This is a genomic window from Micrococcus sp. Alg238-R198 (assembly GCF_900537135.1).
In the GTDB taxonomy this organism is placed as follows: domain Bacteria; phylum Actinomycetota; class Actinomycetes; order Actinomycetales; family Micrococcaceae; genus Micrococcus; species Micrococcus luteus.
The window spans coordinates 80,541-97,498 of the sequence record NZ_UNRH01000002.1 but is presented as its reverse complement, the minus strand read 5'-3'; the positions used below and the strand labels follow the sequence as shown (position 1 = coordinate 97,498).

The window sequence follows — 16,958 nt, the reverse complement described above, 5'->3', positions numbered from 1 at the left end:
CAACTCGCGGCCACCTGGGCGTGGCTCGCCGCTCGGAGCGAGGGGCCAAGGTGATGGCAGCCCCGGCCGGCCTCACCCCCGGGGTCGCCTCCGGCCCGGCACCGGACCCCGAACCATCCCCACGACGCGAAGGACCCCGTCATGCTGAAGCGCCTCCTCCCCATGGCCGGCCACACCCGTGGCAACCGCTCCGCCGTCACGTGCGAGCTCAAGTGCGGCAACGCGTGCGCCCACCCGGTGCCCAACACCTCGGCGAACCCGACCTTCCAGCAGATCGCGGAGACCGCCATCTCGCGCCGCTCCGCCCTGGTCGGCGGCACCGGCCTCGCCGCCGCCGTCGTCATCGGCTCCCAGGTGGCCCAGGCCCCCGAGGCGCTCGCAGACAACGGCCGGCGCCCGACCGGCGGCGGCAAGCTCCCCTTCGAGCCCATCGCCCCGGTGACCCGCACCGTGGACACCATGACCGTGCCGGAGGGCTACGACTGGGGCACCGTGATCCGCTGGGGCGACCCGCTGTTCGCCGACTCCCCGGAGTTCGACATCGAGCACCAGACCGGTGCGTCGCAGGCCGCCCAGTTCGGCTACAACAACGACTACCTGAACATCATCACCGACGGCGGCAACGACCGCTCCGGCTACCTCGTCTCCAACCACGAGTACACCAACGAGAACATCATGTTCTCCCCGGAGTACATCGCCTCGAACTTCGAGGACGTCGTCAACGTCGGCCTCCAGGCCCACGGCCTGTCCATCGTGGACCTCAAGCGTGCCAAGCGCGGCGCCCAGTGGGAGTACGTCCGCGGCGGCCGCCGCAACCGCCGCATCACCGGCACCACCGAGTTCGAGGTCCGCGGCCCGGCCGCCGGCCACGCGCTGCTCACGACCGTCGAGGACCCGACCGGCACCCGCGTGCTGGGCACCCTGAACAACTGCGCCGGCGGCACCACCCCGTGGGGCACCGTGCTCTCCGGCGAGGAGAACTTCAACCAGTACTTCAAGGGCCGCGGCACCGCCGAGGAGAAGCGCTACGGCATCTCCACCTCCGCCACCCGCCGCGGCTGGGAGAAGGTCCACGACCGCTTCGACCTGACCAAGCCCGGCTACGAGAACGAGGCCAACCGCTTCGGCTGGGTCGTCGAGATCGACCCCGAGGACCCCACCTCCACGCCCGTGAAGCACACCCTCCTGGGCCGCTTCAAGCACGAGGCCGGCACCGCCGTGATCTCCCCGTCCGGCCACGCCGTGGTCTACTCCGGCGACGACGAGCGCCACGACTACCTGTACAAGTTCGTCTCGGCCGAGAAGGTCCGCGAGGGCGACAAGAAGCACAACATGCGCCTGATGGACAAGGGCACCCTCTACGTGGCCAGGTTCTCCGGCGACTCCCCGGCCGCCCAGATCGACGGCAGGGGCACCCTGCCCTCGGACGGCGCCTTCGACGGCTCCGGAGAGTGGATCGCCCTGGCCGACGAGAAGACGTCCTTCGTCCCGGGCATGTCCCTGGCCGAGGTCCTCGTCTACACCCGCCTCGCGGCAGACAAGATGGGCGCCACCAAGATGGACCGCCCGGAGGACGTCGAGACCAACCCGGTCACCGGCAAGGTCTACGCGGCCCTGACCAACAACACCAAGCGCACCGCCGTGGACGAGGCCAACCCGGTCATCGGCAACCGCGACGGCCACGTCATCGAGATCACCGAGCAGGGCGGGGATCACACCTCCACCGCCTTCACCTGGGTCATCCTGCTGCTCGCCGGCGACCCGGCGGTCTCCTCCTCGGCCTACTTCGCCGGCTACCCGAAGGAGAAGGTCTCCCCGATCTCCTGCCCGGACAACCTGGCGTTCGACTCCGAGGGCAACCTCTGGATCTCCACCGACGGCCAGCCCGGCACCATCGGCTACGCCGACGCGCTGCACAAGGTCACCCTCGACGGCGCCGAGCGCGGCCGCGTCCAGCAGTTCCTCGCCGTCCCGCGCGACGCCGAGACCTGCGGCCCCGTGATCCACGACCGCGACAACTCCGTGTTCGTCAACGTCCAGCACCCGGGCGAGGACGGCACCTGGGGCGCGCACACCTCCTCCTTCCCGGACTTCCTGAGCCCGACCGGCCCGGTCCAGGTGGGCGACAAGGTCGCGGCCCCGCGTCCGAGCGTCGTCCAGGTGTTCAACGCCACCGGGAACAACGGCATCGGCAAGGGCGCCGGCAAGGAGAAGGGCAACAAGGGCAAGGGCAACAACGGCAAGGGCAAGGGCAACGGCAACGGCAAGGGCCCGAAGGGCTGACCCCCGCCTCCGCGCGGACCCTCGACGAGGCCGTCACGGCCGGCGCCACCGCGTCACCGTGGCGGCCTCGCCGCGTCCGGGGCCCGCCCGCGCCCGGGCCTAGACTGGTGGCCACCATGACCTCCGTCGACTCCCTCTCCGTGGCGCGCGCCGTCGCCACCGCCCTGATCGACGCCGGCATGCGGGACGCGGTGGTCTGCCCCGGCTCCCGCTCCGCCCCGCTGGCCTACGCGCTCGCGGCCCTCGAGCACGCCGGCGAGGTCCGCCTGCACGTGCGGGTGGACGAGCGCTCGGCCGGCTTCCTCGCCCACGGGCTCTCGCTGGCCTCGGGGCGCCCGGTGGGCGTGCTGACCACGTCGGGCACCGCCGTCGGGAACCTGGTGCCCGCCCTGATGGAGTCCTTCCACGCCGGCACGCGCGTGATCGCGCTGACCGCGGATCGTCCGCCCGAGCTGCACGGCACCGGCGCGAACCAGACCACGGACCAGAGGGACGTGTTCGGCACGCACGTCCGCCATGCCGCCTCCCTCGGCTGCGACGCGGCCGACGGCGTGGACGCCGAGCAGCATCTGCGCCATGTGCGGGCCACCGTGCGCCGGGCCCTGCTGGCGGCCGAGGGGGTCGTCGCCGAGACCGGTTCCGACGACGGCGCGCCCGGTCCGGTGACGATGGCCGAGGCCCCGGCCGGACCCGTCCACCTGAACCTGCACTTCCGCGACCCGCTCGTGCCGAGCCCTGAGGAGGCGGCCGCCATGGGCGCCGCCGCCGCGGCGCCGCACACCCCTGCTCCGGCCGTCGCCCCGACCGGCGCGAGCCCGGCCGCCGCCGCGTCGGCCTACCGGGCGCCCGGGGCGGTGCTCTCGGGGCTGCCCGAGCTGGACGTCGCCCGCCTGGACCAGCGGCGCACCGTCGTGCTGGCCTGCCACGGTGCCGGCCCCGCGGCCGCGGCCTTCGCGCTGTCCCTGGGCCTGCCCCTGCTGGCCGAGCCGTCCTCGAACGCGCGGTTCTCCGCCAACGCCATCGCCGCGTACCCGCTCCTGCTGGGCGCGGCCGGCGGGCGCGACGCGGACGCACACCCCCTGGCCGCCCGCATCGAACGGGTCGTGCTGTTCGGCCGGCCCACGCTCACCCGGACGGTCAACGCGCTGCTGGCCCGCCCCGACGTCGCCACGGCCCTGCACGCCCCCGAGCCCGCACCGTGGTTCGAGCCGGGCCGGCGCCGGGAGACGCCCGTGGAGACCCTCGAGGAGCTCGCCGCCTTCGCCGGGCAGGGCGAGCCCGGCTGGCTCGCCGCGTGGCAGCACGCCTCGATGCGCGCCCAGGCCGCCGTGGAGGACGTGCTCGTCACCACCGACGCCGGCGACCGGCTCAGCCCGCAGACGGTGGCGCACGTGAGCGCCGCCATGGTCCGGGGTCCGCTCGTGCTGGGCTCGTCCTCGGTGATCCGGGACGTGGACCTGACCTGGCGGCCCCCCTCGGCGCCGGACGCGGAGGTGTACGCCAACCGCGGGCTCGCCGGGATCGACGGGACCGTCTCCACGGCCGCGGGCGTCGCACTGGCGCGCGGACGGCGGACCGTGGCCCTGCTCGGCGACCTCACCGCCCTGCACGAGGCGGGCGGCCTGCTCGTGGGCCCCACCGAGACCGAGCCGGACCTCGACCTCGTGGTCGTCAACGACGACGGCGGGGCGATCTTCGCGAGCCTCGAACACGGGGCCGTGGCCGAGGCGCCCGGCATGGCGGACCCCATCGAACGGCTCTTCGGCACCCCGCACGGCGTGGACCTGGCCGCCCTGGCCGCCGCGTACGGCGTCCCGCACACGCGGGTCACCGACCGCGTCGACCTCGTCCGGGCCCTGTCCGACCCGGTGCGCGGCCGGCGTCTGCTCGAGGTCCGCTGCGACCGCGCCGACCGCCCGCGCGTCGCCGCCGCCCTGGCCGCGGCGGTGCGCGCCACGTTCCCGCCCGCGTGCCCCGTCCCGGACCCCGCGCCGGACGCCGGCCCGGCCCCCGCCCCGCCCACCGCCGAGCTCGCCGCCGAGGAGGCCCCCCAGTGACCGGCACGCCGACGTCGCCCGCGCCCGCCTCGACCCCCGCCGTCGTGCGCCGTGCCGACGTGCTGATCTCCGGCTGCGGCCCCGCCGGCGCCACCGCCGCCGCCCACCTCGCCGCGGCGGGGCTGGACGTGGTGGTGCTCGAGAAGACCGCGCACCCGCGTGAGAAGGTCTGCGGCGACGGCCTGACCCCGCAGGCGGTCCGGGAGCTGCAGCTGCTCGGCGTGCCCCACCGGGGTGAGCCCGGCGACGACGGCGGCTGGCGCGTCATCCGCGGCCTGCGGCTGCGCGCGGGCGAGCGCAGCGTGGACGTGCCGTGGGCGCCCACCCAGACCTGGCCGGACTACGCGCTCACGCGCACCCGACGCGATTTCGACGCCCTCCTGGCGGACCTGGCGCGCACCCGCGGCGCCGAGGTCCGCGAGCGGCACGCCGTCACCGGCGTCGTGCGGGACGAGGCCGGACGCGTGGTCGGGCTGGACGCGGAGCTGATCGCGCCGAACGGCCGCAAGACCGGGGAGACCGCCCGCTTCACCGCACCGATCGTGCTCGCGTGCGACGGCGTCTCCGCCCGCGCCGCCGTCTCCGCGGGCCTGCACCGCCGCGAGGACCGGCCCATGGGCGTGGCCGTGCGGGCCTACTACACCGCCGGCGCCGCCGTCGACGGGGCGATCCCCGCCCCGCCCGGCGACCGGGGGGAGTGGATGGAGTCCTGGCTGCGCCTGCCGGATGCCGAGGGCAACCCGCTGCCCGGCTACGGCTGGCTGTTCCCGCTCGCGGACGGCACCGTGAACGTGGGCCTGGGCATCCTGGACACCTCCCCGCAGTTCGGGAAGCTGGACTACCGCGGGCTGCTGAAGTCCTGGACCGGGGCGCTCACCGCGGACTGGGGGATCGCCGAGCAGACGCGCACCTCGCGGATCCTCGGCGCGGCCCTGCCGATGGCGTTCAACCGCACCCCGCAGCACGTGCCGGGCATGCTCCTGGTGGGCGACGCGGCCGGCATGGTGTCCCCGTTCAACGGCGAGGGCATCGGGTTCGCGATGGAGGCGGCCCGCCTCGCCGCGGAGCTGGCGGTGCAGGCGCACGCGGCCGGGACCGACGGCGCCGCGGACGCGATCCTGTCCCGTTACCCGGTGATCACCCAGCACCTGTGGGGCCGCCACTTCGCCCTCGGCGCCCGGTTCGCCCGCCTGATCGGCGATCCGCGCGTGATGAAGGCGGCGCTGGGCGCCGGGATGGCCGCACCCCCGCTGCTGCGGGCCGCGGTGAAGGTCATGGGCAACACGGTGGACGCGCGGGGCGGCGACGCCGTCGACCGGGCCGTCCGCGTGCTCGAGGCGCTCACCCCCGCGCTGACGACCGCGGGCGGCGCGCCGTTGGGTAGGCTTGCCCGGTGACCACCGCAGACCCCGGCTTCGCCCTGCCCTCCGGCTTCGAACCCCTCGCCGAGCACGGCCGTGTCCTGGAGGTCGTGCTGACCGCGCTCGAGCAGGTCGAGGAGCAGCTGGACAGCGCCCTCGGCTTCGACGACCTCTTCTCCGACACCGCCGCCCACCACCTGCTGGCCGCCGGCGGCAAGCGGGTCCGTCCGGTCCTGACGGTGCTCGCCTCCCTCCTGGGCGACCCCGCCCTGGCCTCCGGCGAGGTCGCCGACGTGGACGCGCCCGCCCGCCAGGCCGCCGTCGTGATGGAGCTGACGCACCTGGCCACGCTGTACCACGACGACGTGATGGACGAGGCCCCCGTGCGCCGCGGCGCCCCCGCCGCCCACCGACTGTGGGGAAACTCGGCGGCGATCCTGGCCGGCGACCTGATCTTCGCCCGCGCCTCCCAGCTCATGGCCGAGCTCGGCCCGCGGCCCGTGCAGATCCAGGCGGACACCTTCGAACGCCTCGTGCAGGGCCAGCTGTGGGAGACCCGCGGCCCGGCCGAGGGCGCGGATCCGATCGAGCACTACTACGCGGTGCTCTCCGGCAAGACCGGCTCGCTGATCGCCGCGGCGGGCATGCTCGGCGCGCTGCTGGGCGGGGCCGACGAGGCCGCCGTCCAGGTGATGCGCGCATACGGCGAGAAGGTGGGCCTGGCCTTCCAGCTCGCCGACGACCTGATCGACCTCACCGGCGACGCCGAGCGGATCGGCAAGGTCCCCGGCACGGACCTGCGCGAGCGCGTGCCCACCCTGACCACGCTGCTGCTGGCCCGCGCCGCGCAGGGCGAGGGGCCGGAGGCCGAGGACGCCCGCCGGGTGCGCGCGCTCGTGGACGGGCCGCTCGACACCGACGAGCAGCTGGCCGCCGCCGTCGCCGCGCTCACGGGCCACCCCGCCATCGACGAGGCGTGGGCGATCACCCGCGGCTGGGCGGAGCAGGCCAAGCAGGCGCTCGCCCCGCTGCCGGACTCCGCCGTGAAGGCGGCGCTCGAGGCGTTCGCCGACTACGTGGTCGGGCGCTCGGCCTGACGCCGCGGTCGGCGGCGTCGCCGCCTCGATCCGGGGCGGCCGCTCAGTCCAGGCGGGTCGGGGCGGGGTCCAGCGCGGCCGCGAGCTCCCGCGCCTTGCCGGCGCGGACCTCCGGGGCCACCGGGTGGCGCAGCTGCCGGTAGAGCATGTCCTCCTCGAAGCGGGGGAACACGTGCAGGTGGTAGTGCCACACGTGCTGGTTGCCGGCGGGCTCGTTGTGCTGGCGCGTGGAGACCCCGTCCGGGGCCCACGCGCGCTTCATGGCCAGCGCCACCTGCTGGGCCATCAGGGCGATGCGCTGCAGCACGCGCGGGGGCAGGTCGTAGAGGTTCTCGTAGTGCTCGGCCGGGCAGACCATGGCGTGGCCCTCGTGGTCGCCGAACCCGTCCACGGCGATCAGCACGAGCAGGTCCTCGTCCTGGTAGACGGTGTCCCCGAGCTCGCAGCGGTTGCCCGGGTCGGAGACGTCGCCGGCCACGAGCCCGCAGAACGGGCAGACGTAGTCGTCCGGGGCGTGGGAGACCGGGGCGGGCGTGGTCATCGGTCCAGCCCCTCGCCGTCGTCCTCGGGGTCCTCGAAGGTCCACGCGAGCAGGTCCGTCAGGAACTCGCTGAAGGTGCCGCCCTCGTCCTGCCACTCGCCCTCGGGCGCGTCGGCACCGGCGGAGCGCCGCCACACCAGCGGGTCCGGCAGCGCCAGGTTGTCCACCGGCAGGCCCCACACGACCGTCTCGTCCGCGTCCTCCAGGAACATGAGGAAGCCGTCCCGCACCTCGAGGTCCTCGGGGTCCCACACGTAGTGGTCCGTCTCCATGAGGTCGCCGCAGTTGCCCAGGGCGAGGTAGAACTCGCGCAGGGCGGCCGGGATCATGAGCCCGGCACCGAGCTGCTCCGCCGCGGGGGACTGGGCCAGTCGGGCGTCGACGTCGGCCGGGGAGAGGCCGTCGTCCTCGGCCCAGGCGTCGCCCAGCAGGTCCGGGACGAGCCGCTGGAAGGCCGGGAGGTACACGGGGGCGGGGGGCTTGGCGGGCATGTCGTCAGTCTAGGCGTGCGCGCCCCGCCCGGCCCGGACCGCCCGACGCTGCAGGCGGGAGGCGTTCAGCTGGTCCACGGTGAACACCGCCAGGGACAGCCAGATCAGCCCGAAGCCCGCCCAGCGGGCCGCGGGCATCTGCTCGCCGAGCACCGTGACCGCCACGAGGAACTGCAGGATGGGCGCCGTGTACTGCAGCATCCCGAGCGTGGTCAGCGTCAGGGAGCGGGCCGCCGCCGAGAACAGGATGAGCGGAACGGCGGTGAGCACGCCGAGCCCGGCCATGAGCCAGAAGTGGCCGGGCCCCTCGGTGACCGTGGTGAGCAGCCCGGCCTGCGCCAGCAGCACGCTGCCCACCACGAACACGGGGATCAGCACCACGGTCTCGGCGGTCATCGCGGTCACTGCGTGCACGGGGGAGGGGAAGCGCTTCTTCACGAAGCCGTAGAGCCCGAACGAGGTGGCCAGCCCGAGCGCGATCCACGGCACCTGCCCCATCGCCGCGGACATCACGACGACGGCGGCCACCGCGATCCCGACGGCCACCCACTGGCCCCGCCGCAGCCGCTCCCCGAGGAAGAGCACGCCGAGCAGGACGTTCACCAGCGGGTTCATGAAGTAGCCCAGCGAGGCCTGGAGCACGTTGCCCGTGGTGACCGAGACCGCGTACAGCAGCCAGTTCACCGCGATGATCCCGGCGGCCAGACCCGTGGTGCCCCAGCGGCCGGGCGTGGCCAGCGCCGTCCCCAGCTCGCGCAGGCGGCGCATCACGGTCAGCAGCAGCAGGCAGAAGATCAGGGCGAAGCCGATGCGCACCACCACGATCTCCAGGGTCCCGGCGGGCGCGAGCATCGCCATGTAGAGCGGCAGCAGGCCCCACACGAAGTAGGCGGTGAAGCCTAGGGCCAGCCCGCGCGGGTCGTCGTCCGGGGCAGGGGAGACGGTGGGCAGGGCACCGGTGTCGGGGGCGGCGCCGTCGGGGGTCGCGCCGGGCCGGGCAGCGGGGGAGGAGGGGCTCACGCGGACCACTGTACGGTCCGGGTGAGCACTCTCACCCAGGTTCCTCCCGGTCACGGCGGTAGACTGGGGGGTCGATCCCGCGCGCCGGCGCCGGGCCCCGCCCTGCGTCCTGCCGGCGCGCCCCGCCGTCGTCGAAAAGGACCCACCCGCCGTGACCGTTCGCCCTGACCGCCCGTTGCGCATCGCCATCATCGGTGCCGGACCCGCCGGGGTGTACACGGCGGACATCCTGACCAAGGAGGAGCGGGACTTCCGTGTCAGCATCGACCTGTTCGACCGGTACCCGGCCCCGTTCGGTCTGATCCGTTACGGGGTGGCCCCGGACCATCCGCGCATCAAGGGCATCGTCACCGCCCTGCACAAGGTCATGGACCGCGGCGACATCCGTTTCCTGGGCAACGTGGACTACGGCACGGACCTGAGCCTGGCGGATCTGCGTCGGCATTACGACGCGATCGTGTTCTCCACCGGGGCTGTGCGGGACGCGGCCCTGGACGTGCCCGGGGTGGAGTTGGCCGGCTCGTTCGGTGGCGCGGACTTCGCGTCCTGGTATGACGGGCACCCGGATGTGCCGCGGCATTGGCCGTTGGAGGCCACGCAGGTGGCGGTGATCGGCAACGGGAACGTGGCCCTGGATGTGGCCCGGATCCTGTCCAAGCATGCCGAGGACCTGTTGCCCACCGAGATCCCGGACAACGTGTACCGGGAYCTGGCCGCYTCCCCGGTCACGGATGTGCACGTGTTCGGYCGGCGTGGGCCGGCGCAGGTGAAGTTCACCCCGTTGGAGCTGCGGGAGCTGGCGCATTCCCGGGATGTGGACATCGTGTTGTACGAGGAGGACTTCGACTTCGATGAGGCCTCGGAGAAGGCGATCGAGGAGAACAAYCAGGTCCGCACCATGGTGGGCACGTTGACGAACTGGCTCATGGAGCAGGAGGACCGTCAGCAGAGCGCCTCGCGTCGGCTGCACCTGCATTTCCTCCAGGCCCCGGAGGAGTTCCTGGACGAGGACGGCGACGGCCGGGTGGACGGCCTGCGGATGCGCCGGATGGAGTTGGACGGTTCCGGTGGGGTCCGTCCGACGGGGGAGACCGTGGACTACCCGGTGCAGGCGGTGTACCGGGCGGTGGGGTATTTCGGTTCGCCCGTGGAGGGGGTGGAGTTCGATGAGGTGCGCGGTGTGATCCCGAACGCGCAGGGCCGCGTGCTCGACGCGGACGGCGCCCCCGTCCCCGGCCTGTATGCCTCCGGCTGGATCAAGCGCGGCCCCGTGGGGTTGATCGGGCACACCAAGGGTGACTCCCTGGAGACGATCAAGCATCTGATCGAGGACGAGCCGGGGCTGTGGACGGCCCAGGAGCCCTCCGAGGAGTCGGTGATCGAGCTGCTCGAGTCCCGTGAGGTCCCGTACACCACGTGGGCCGGTTGGCATGCTCTGGATGACCATGAGAAGTCCCTGGGTGCGCAGGCGACGCAGGCCGGTCCGGTGGCGCGGGAGCGGGTGAAGGTCGTGGACCGGGAGGAGATGACCCGCATCTCCCGGGAGAGCGTCCTCCTCGGCGCCGGAGGCTGAGTCCTCCCGTCGGGCGGATTCGCGGCCGCGGCGCGGCCCACCCCTCGCCCGCGCCGCGGCCCGCTCCCTACCGTGGTGCCCATGACCACCTTCGCCGCAGCCGAACGCGCCCGTCTCGCTGACCTCCTGCTCGAGAAGGGCCCCCACGCGCCCACCCTGTGCGGCGGCTGGAGCACCCGCGACCTCGCCGCCCACCTCTGGCTGCGGGAGAGCCGGCCCGACGCCTTCGCCGCCCTGTTCATCCCGCCGCTGTCCCGCCACCTCGACCGCCTGACCGCGGACACCAAGCGCCGCGACTACGCCGAGGTCGTGCGGGAGTGGGCCGCGGGCCCGTCGGCGCTGAACCCCATGCGGGCGGCGGACAGGCACGTGAACGCGGCCGAGCACTTCATCCACCTCGAGGACGTCCGGCGCGGCGAGTCCGCGACCGGCGGCTCGCTGCCCGCCCCGCGCCCGTTCTCCCCGGACGAGGAGGACGCCCTCTACCGCTCGCTGCGTCGCATGGCCCCGCTGTTCCTGCGCACGTCCACGGCGCCGGTGGTCCTCCAGGGCCCGGGTCGCGCCCCGGTCACCGTCACCCGTGGGGCCGTGGCGCTGCGGGCGCCCGTCACGGTGACCGGCGAGGTCGGGGAGCTCCTCCTCTGGGCCTCGGGCCGGGACGCCGTGCACGTGGAGATCGACGGCGACGCGTCGGCGGCCGTGCGCACCGCCCTCTGACGCGCTCCGGCCCCGCGGCCCCGGGCCGGCGCAGCGTCCACTACACTGGCGGGCACAGGCGTCGACCCGGCCATCACCGGCGAGCCTCCGGAAGAACGGGCCGCACGGCCCCAGTAGAACCGGACGGGTAAGCCCGTCACAGCAGTCATCAAGCGGCCGGCACCCCGGGGACCTCCCGACGCCGGCAAGCAAGGTGGTACCGCGTCCGCGGCCGGCCGGAGGGTCGGGCCCTCGGGCGTCCTTGCACGGAACCGACGCCCCGGACGCAAAGGACCCCCGTGTACCCCCTCGCCTCCTCCGCCCCTGACGGCCGCACCCCCGCCTCCCCGCGCTTCCCGGAGATCGAGCGCCGCATCCTGGCGTACTGGGACGAGGACGGCACCTTCCAGGCCTCGATCGACCAGCGTCCCACCCGGAACGAGGACGGCTCGCAGAACGAGTTCGTCTTCTACGACGGCCCGCCCTTCGCCAACGGCCTGCCGCACTACGGCCACCTGCTCACCGGGTACGTCAAGGACCTCGTGGCCCGCTACCAGACGCAGCAGGGCCGCCGCGTGGAGCGCCGCTTCGGCTGGGACACCCACGGCCTGCCCGCCGAGCTCGAGGCGATGAAGCAGCTGGGCATGACGGACAAGTCCGAGATCGAGGCCATGGGCATCGACACGTTCAACGACGCCTGCCGCTCCTCGGTCCTGAAGTACACGGACCAGTGGCAGGACTACGTGACCCGCCAGGCCCGCTGGGTCGACTTCGAGAACGACTACAAGACCCTCACCCCGGACTTCATGGAGTCCGTGATCTGGGCCTTCTCCGAGCTGCACCGCAAGGGCCTGACCTACCGCGGCTTCCGCGTCCTGCCCTACTGCTGGAACGACGAGACCCCGCTGTCCAACCACGAGCTGCGCATGGACGACGACGTCTACAAGATGCGCCAGGACCCCTCGGTCACCGTCACGTTCCCGATCACCGGCCTCCCGGCGGACCCCGCCCTCGTGCCCGACGGCGGCGCCGACGCGGCGCTCGCCGCGCACCTGGCCGGCGTCCACGTCCTGGCCTGGACCACCACGCCCTGGACGCTGCCGACCAACGCGGCCCTCGCCGTCGGCCCCCAGATCCAGTACGCCGTGGTGCCGGCCGGCCCCGAGGGCGCGACCGCGGACGGGGACCGCTTCCTCCTGGCCGTGGACCTGGTGGGCGCCCACGCCAGGGAGCTCGGCTACGCCGATGCCGACGCCGCCCGCGCCGCGGTCACCGAGACGATCCCCGGCGCCCGCCTCGGCGGCCTGGCCTACGCGCCGCTGTTCACGGACGTGTTCGACGCCCACCGCGGGGAGACCTTCACCGTCAACGGCCGTGACCTCGGCGTCGAGGGCGCCCACCGCATCCTCGTGGACGACTACGTCTCCACCGAGGACGGCACCGGCGTGGTCCACCAGGCGCCGGCCTACGGTGAGGACGATCAGCGCGTGTGCGAGGCCAACGGCATCCCCGTGCTGCTCTCCGTGGACTCCGGTGCCCGGTTCCTGCCGCTGTTCGCCCGCGAGGACGTCGGGCGCGGCGACCTGCGCGAGATCGCCGGCGTGCAGGTCTTCGAGGCCAACCGCACGATCATCCGCGCCCTGCGCGCCCTGGGCCGCGTGGCCCGCGAAGCCTCCTACGAGCACTCCTACCCGCACTGCTGGCGGTGCCGCACGCCCCTGATCTACCGCGCGGTGACGTCCTGGTACGTCAAGGTCACCCAGATCAAGGAGCGCATGCTCGAGCTGAACGAGGAGATCACCTGGATCCCCGGCAACGTGAAGCACGGGCAGTTCGGCACGTGGGTCGCCAACGCGCGCGACTGGTCCATCTCCCGCAATCGGTACTGGGGCTCGCCCATCCCGGTGTGGGAGTCCGACCACCCCGACTTCCCCCGCCAGGAGGTCTACGGCTCGCTCGCGGAGATCGAGGAGGCCTTCGGCCGCCTGCCGCGCAACGCCGAGGGCGAGGTGGACCTGCACCGCCCGTGGGTGGACGACCTCACCCGCCCCCACCCGGACCCCGAGGCCGCCGCGGCGGGTGCGGTCATGCGCCGGGTCGAGGACGTGCTGGACGTCTGGTTCGACTCCGGCTCCATGCCGTACGCCCAGGTGCACTACCCGTTCGAGCGCGCGGACTGGTTCCCCACGCACAACCCGGCGGACTTCATCGTGGAGTACATCGGCCAGACGCGCGGCTGGTTCTACACCATGCACATCCTGGCCACGGCGCTGTTCGACCGGCCGGCGTTCTCCAACGTGATCTCGCACGGCATCGTGCTCGGCTCGGACGGGCAGAAGATGTCCAAGTCGCTGCGCAACTACCCGGACGTCACGGAGGTCCTGGACCGCGACGGCGCGGACGCCATGCGCTGGTTCCTCATGGCCAGCCCCATCCTGCGCGGCGGCAACCTGATCGTCACGGAGGAGGGCATCCGCGAGGGCGTCCGCCAGGTGCTGCTGCCGGCGTGGAACGCGTACCACTTCTTCACCCTGTACGCGAACACCGCGCACGACGGCGGCGCCCGCCCCGAGGGGTACCGCGCGCAGGAGCGGCACACCGCCGAGGACCCCCTGGACCAGTACATCCTGGCCGCCGCGGGCCGCATGCTGCGGGAGGTCAAGGCCGGCCTGGACGCCTACGAGGTTTCGGACGCCACGGACGCGCTGCGCGGCTTCATGGACACGCTGACCAACTGGTACATCCGCCGGTCCCGGGAGCGGTTCTTCGACGAGGACACCGTCGCCTTCGACGTCCTCTACACCGTTCTCGAGGCCTTCACCCGGGCCGCCGCACCGCTGATGCCGCTGATCGCCGAGGAGATCTGGCGCGGCCTCACCGGTGGCCGCTCGGTCCACCTGACCGACTACCCGGACGCCGACCTGTTCCCCCACGGGCCCGAGGCGGACTCCCTCGTGGCCCGGATGGACGCGGTGCGCCGCATCAGCTCGGCCGGCTCGGCCCTGCGCAAGGGGGCCGGGCGCCGGGTGCGCCTGCCGCTGCCCCGCCTGTCCGTCGTCGTCCCGGACGCGGCGGGCCTCGAGGGCACCTACGCCCGCATCGTGGCGGACGAGCTGAACCTCAAGGACGTCGAGCTCACCGAGCTCTCGGAGGAGGCGATCGCCCGCTACGGCATCGGCACGGAGCTGAAGCTGAACTTCCGCGAGCTCGGCAAGGCGTTCGGCAGGCAGGTGCCGCTCGTGAAGCAGGCGGTCGACGCCGGCGCGTACGAGGAGACGGCCGAGGGCCTGGCGGTCACGCTCGCCGACGGCGAGACCGTGACACTGGCCCCCGCGCTCTACGAGCTGCGCACCGTCTCCACCGGCGCCCCCGAGGGGACCGCGGTGGGCGTGCTGCCCGGCACCGCCGGCTTCCTCGTGCTGGACACCGAGGTCTCCGCGGAGCTGGCCGCCGAGGGCACCGCCCGGGACGTGGTCCGCGCCGTCCAGGCGGCCCGCAAGGACGCCGGCCTGGACGTCTCCGACCGCGTGCGCACGCGGATCGAGGGCCCCACCGCCGTCGTGGCGGCGCTCGAGGCCCACCGCGGCCTCGTCGCGGAGGAGACCCTCACGGTGGACCTGGAGCTCGTGGACTCCGGTGCGGCCGACCCGCGCAAGGACCCGGCCGACGACGCCATGAAGACCGTGGCAGTCACCGTCGCGAAGGCGGACGCGTGATGCGCGGGGACGCCCCGGGCACGGTCGAGGAGGTCTACCGGGACCTGCTCGCCCGCGCCCCGGAGAACAAGATGCAGCCGCGGCTCGAGCCGATGCGGCGCGTGCTCGCGCTGCTCGGCGACCCGCAGCACGCGGCCCCGGTGATCCACCTGACCGGCACCAACGGCAAGACGTCCACGGCGCGGATGGTCGAGGCCGTCCTGCGCGCCTACGGGCTGCGCACCGGGCGCTACACCTCGCCGCATCTGCAGCGTGTCACGGAGCGGATCAGCATCGACGGCGCCCCGGTGGCCGACGAGACCTTCGTGCGCGTGTGGGGGGAGATCCTCCCGATCGTGCAGACCGTGGACGCGGAGCTCGAGGCCGCGGGCGAGGTCCCGCTGACGTACTTCGAGGCGGTCACCACGCTGGGCTTCGCGGTGTTCGCGGACGAGCCCGTGGAGGTCGTCGTCCTCGAGGTGGGCCTCGGGGGCGTGACGGACGCGACCAACGTCGCGGACGCCGTCGTCTCCGTGGTCACCCCCATCTCCCTGGACCACACGGACCTGCTGGGGGAGACCGAGGCCGAGATCGCCGAGGAGAAGGCCGGCATCATCAAGCCCGGCGGCGCCCTCGTCTCCGCCGCCCAGGAGCGCGACGCCGCCCAGGTGCTGCTCGAGGCGGCGCAGGCGGCCGACGTGCCGTTCCGCTTCGAGGGCGTCGAGTTCGGCGTGCTCGAGCGCTCCCTGGCCGTGGGCGGCCAGCAGGTGTCCGTGCGTGGCCTCGCGGCCGAGTACCGGGACCTGTTCCTGCCGCTGCTCGGGGAGCACCAGGCGCAGAACCTCGCGGTGGCCGTGGCGGCCCTGGAGATGTTCCTGGGCGGCGGCGAGCGACCGCTGGACGAGGAGCTGCTGCGCGAGGGGCTGTCCCAGGTCACCTCGCCCGGCCGGCTCGAGGTGCTGCGCACCGCCCCCACGCTCATCGTGGACGCCGCCCACAACCCGGACGGCGTGCGGGCCACGGCCCGTGCGGTGCAGGAGGCGTTCGGCTTCACCCGCCTCTCGCTGGTCGTCGGGATCCTCCAGGAGAAGGACGCGCCGGGCATGCTCGCGGCGCTCTACCGGGCGTTCGGCGACGACGTGGAGGACCTCGCGGTGACGCAGTCCTCCTCGGCCCGCGCCATCCCGGCCGGGGAGCTGGCCCGCATGGCCGTCGACGCCGGCTGGCCCGAGGACGACGTGTACGCCACCGAGTCCGTGCCGGACGCCCTCGAGTGGGCGGTCGGCCGCGCGGAGGCCCTCGAGACGAGCGCGGACGAACTGGCCTCCGGCACCGGCGGCGGTGTGCTCGTGCTCGGCTCGATCACCCTGGCCGCCGAGGTCCGCACCCTCGTGGGCGAGCCCCGCCATGCCGGCCCCGTCACCGTGGCCGCCCGCGGCCTCGACCCCGCCGACCTGCTCGACGCCGTCGGGCTGGCGGACGCCGACGAGGACGACCTGGACCCGGAGATCCTCGAGCTGCTCGAGGACCGCGACGACGCCGGCGCCCGCCGCCGGACGGAGGAGGACCGATGAGCCCCGACCAGCCGGAGACCGGAGGCGCCCCGGAGCAGGGGCGCTTCGGCGACGAGTCCTGGCGCCCCGAGCGCGAGACGCGAGCCCAGCGGCAGTGGCGCCCCGGCACTCGTCGGCGCCGCCGCTCCGTGCGCGCCCTGTTCACCTCCACGATCCTCATGCTCGAGGCGGTGCTCATCTTCTTCCTCGGGCTCATGCTGTTCGGCATGCACCGGGACGAGCCGGGCGCCTGGTGGTTCGTGGCGGGCTACTCCGCGCTGGCCGTCGTCGCGGTGCTGACCTGCGCCCTGGTGCGCAAGCCCGTCGGCATCGCGATCGGCTGGGCGATCCAGGCCGTCCTGCTGGCCTCCGGCTTCTGGGAGTACTCGATGTTCGTGGTGGGGGCCCTCTTCGCGCTGACGTGGGCGTACGCCGTGATCAAGGGCGGTGCCATGGACGTCGAGAACGCCCAGCGCGACCGCCTCGAGGCCGCCTGGGAGGCCGAGCACGGACGCTGAGTCCCGGGCCCCACTAGGGTGGAGCGGGAACCGGGCCGCGCTCGCGGCCGTCCGACGACGCTAGGAGCACACC

General features: G+C 73.8%; 12 protein-coding genes. 9 read left to right on the top strand and 3 right to left on the bottom strand.

All coding sequences use genetic code 11. The annotated features are described in order from the left end of the window. Positions 1 to 141: 141 nt before the first annotated feature. The 4 genes from G6R13_RS02485 to G6R13_RS02470 all read left to right on the top strand — a co-directional run bounded on the left by G6R13_RS02485 (position 142) and on the right by G6R13_RS02470 (position 6,798). Positions 142 to 2,283 carry a PhoX family phosphatase gene (locus G6R13_RS02485; protein WP_134415773.1) on the top strand — a complete coding sequence of 714 codons (2,142 nt, stop codon included), beginning with the start codon at positions 142 to 144 and terminating at the stop codon, positions 2,281 to 2,283. Positions 2,284 to 2,399: 116 nt separating this feature from the next. Next, positions 2,400 to 4,340: a 2-succinyl-5-enolpyruvyl-6-hydroxy-3-cyclohexene-1-carboxylic-acid synthase gene (menD, locus tag G6R13_RS02480; RefSeq protein ID WP_134415771.1), complete on the top strand. Its 1,941-nt coding sequence runs from the start codon at positions 2,400 to 2,402 to the stop codon at positions 4,338 to 4,340. After that, positions 4,337 to 5,737, top strand: coding sequence for a geranylgeranyl reductase family protein (locus tag G6R13_RS02475; RefSeq protein ID WP_036318070.1), 1,401 nt, complete (start codon positions 4,337 to 4,339; stop codon positions 5,735 to 5,737). Before menD ends, G6R13_RS02475 begins: the two co-directional genes overlap by 4 nt. Beyond that, positions 5,734 to 6,798, top strand: a complete 1,065-nt coding sequence (locus G6R13_RS02470) for a polyprenyl synthetase family protein (RefSeq protein ID WP_134415769.1) — start codon at positions 5,734 to 5,736, stop codon at positions 6,796 to 6,798. Before G6R13_RS02475 ends, G6R13_RS02470 begins: the two co-directional genes overlap by 4 nt. Positions 6,799 to 6,841: 43 nt before the next feature. Here G6R13_RS02470 and G6R13_RS02465 read toward each other — a convergent pair whose 3' ends face one another. The 3 genes from G6R13_RS02465 to rarD are packed head-to-tail and all read right to left on the bottom strand — an operon-like array spanning position 6,842 to position 8,859. Next, the gene (locus G6R13_RS02465; RefSeq protein WP_145951051.1) at positions 6,842 to 7,339 is read right to left on the bottom strand and encodes an HIT domain-containing protein; all 498 of its coding nucleotides are present in this window, start codon (positions 7,337 to 7,339) and stop codon (positions 6,842 to 6,844) included. Beyond that, positions 7,336 to 7,830, bottom strand: a complete 495-nt coding sequence (locus G6R13_RS02460) for a hypothetical protein (protein WP_036337079.1) — start codon at positions 7,828 to 7,830, stop codon at positions 7,336 to 7,338. The genes G6R13_RS02465 and G6R13_RS02460 overlap by 4 nt, the downstream gene beginning before the upstream one ends. Positions 7,831 to 7,839: 9 nt before the next feature. After that, positions 7,840 to 8,859 (bottom strand): EamA family transporter RarD, encoded by a 1,020-nt coding sequence (rarD, locus tag G6R13_RS02455; protein WP_134415914.1) that lies wholly within the window; start codon positions 8,857 to 8,859, stop codon positions 7,840 to 7,842. A gap of 142 nt (positions 8,860 to 9,001) precedes the next feature. On the opposite strand from rarD, the gene G6R13_RS02450 reads away from it, so the two are divergent. The 5 genes from G6R13_RS02450 to G6R13_RS02430 all read left to right on the top strand — a co-directional run bounded on the left by G6R13_RS02450 (position 9,002) and on the right by G6R13_RS02430 (position 16,885). After that, the gene (locus G6R13_RS02450; RefSeq protein WP_163720948.1) at positions 9,002 to 10,423 is read left to right on the top strand and encodes an FAD-dependent oxidoreductase; all 1,422 of its coding nucleotides are present in this window, start codon (positions 9,002 to 9,004) and stop codon (positions 10,421 to 10,423) included. A gap of 81 nt (positions 10,424 to 10,504) precedes the next feature. Beyond that, positions 10,505 to 11,140 (top strand): TIGR03085 family metal-binding protein, encoded by a 636-nt coding sequence (locus G6R13_RS02445; RefSeq protein WP_101965499.1) that lies wholly within the window; start codon positions 10,505 to 10,507, stop codon positions 11,138 to 11,140. A gap of 278 nt (positions 11,141 to 11,418) precedes the next feature. Next, on the top strand, positions 11,419 to 14,835 hold the full coding sequence (ileS, locus tag G6R13_RS02440; protein WP_113914190.1) for an isoleucine--tRNA ligase: 3,417 nt from the start codon (positions 11,419 to 11,421) through the stop codon (positions 14,833 to 14,835). Further along, positions 14,835 to 16,388 carry a Mur ligase family protein gene (locus tag G6R13_RS02435; RefSeq protein ID WP_073115424.1) on the top strand — a complete coding sequence of 518 codons (1,554 nt, stop codon included), beginning with the start codon at positions 14,835 to 14,837 and terminating at the stop codon, positions 16,386 to 16,388. Before ileS ends, G6R13_RS02435 begins: the two co-directional genes overlap by 1 nt. Next, positions 16,385 to 16,885: a DUF4233 domain-containing protein gene (locus G6R13_RS02430; RefSeq protein WP_073115421.1), complete on the top strand. Its 501-nt coding sequence runs from the start codon at positions 16,385 to 16,387 to the stop codon at positions 16,883 to 16,885. Before G6R13_RS02435 ends, G6R13_RS02430 begins: the two co-directional genes overlap by 4 nt. The last annotated feature ends 73 nt before the right edge of the window (positions 16,886 to 16,958 follow it).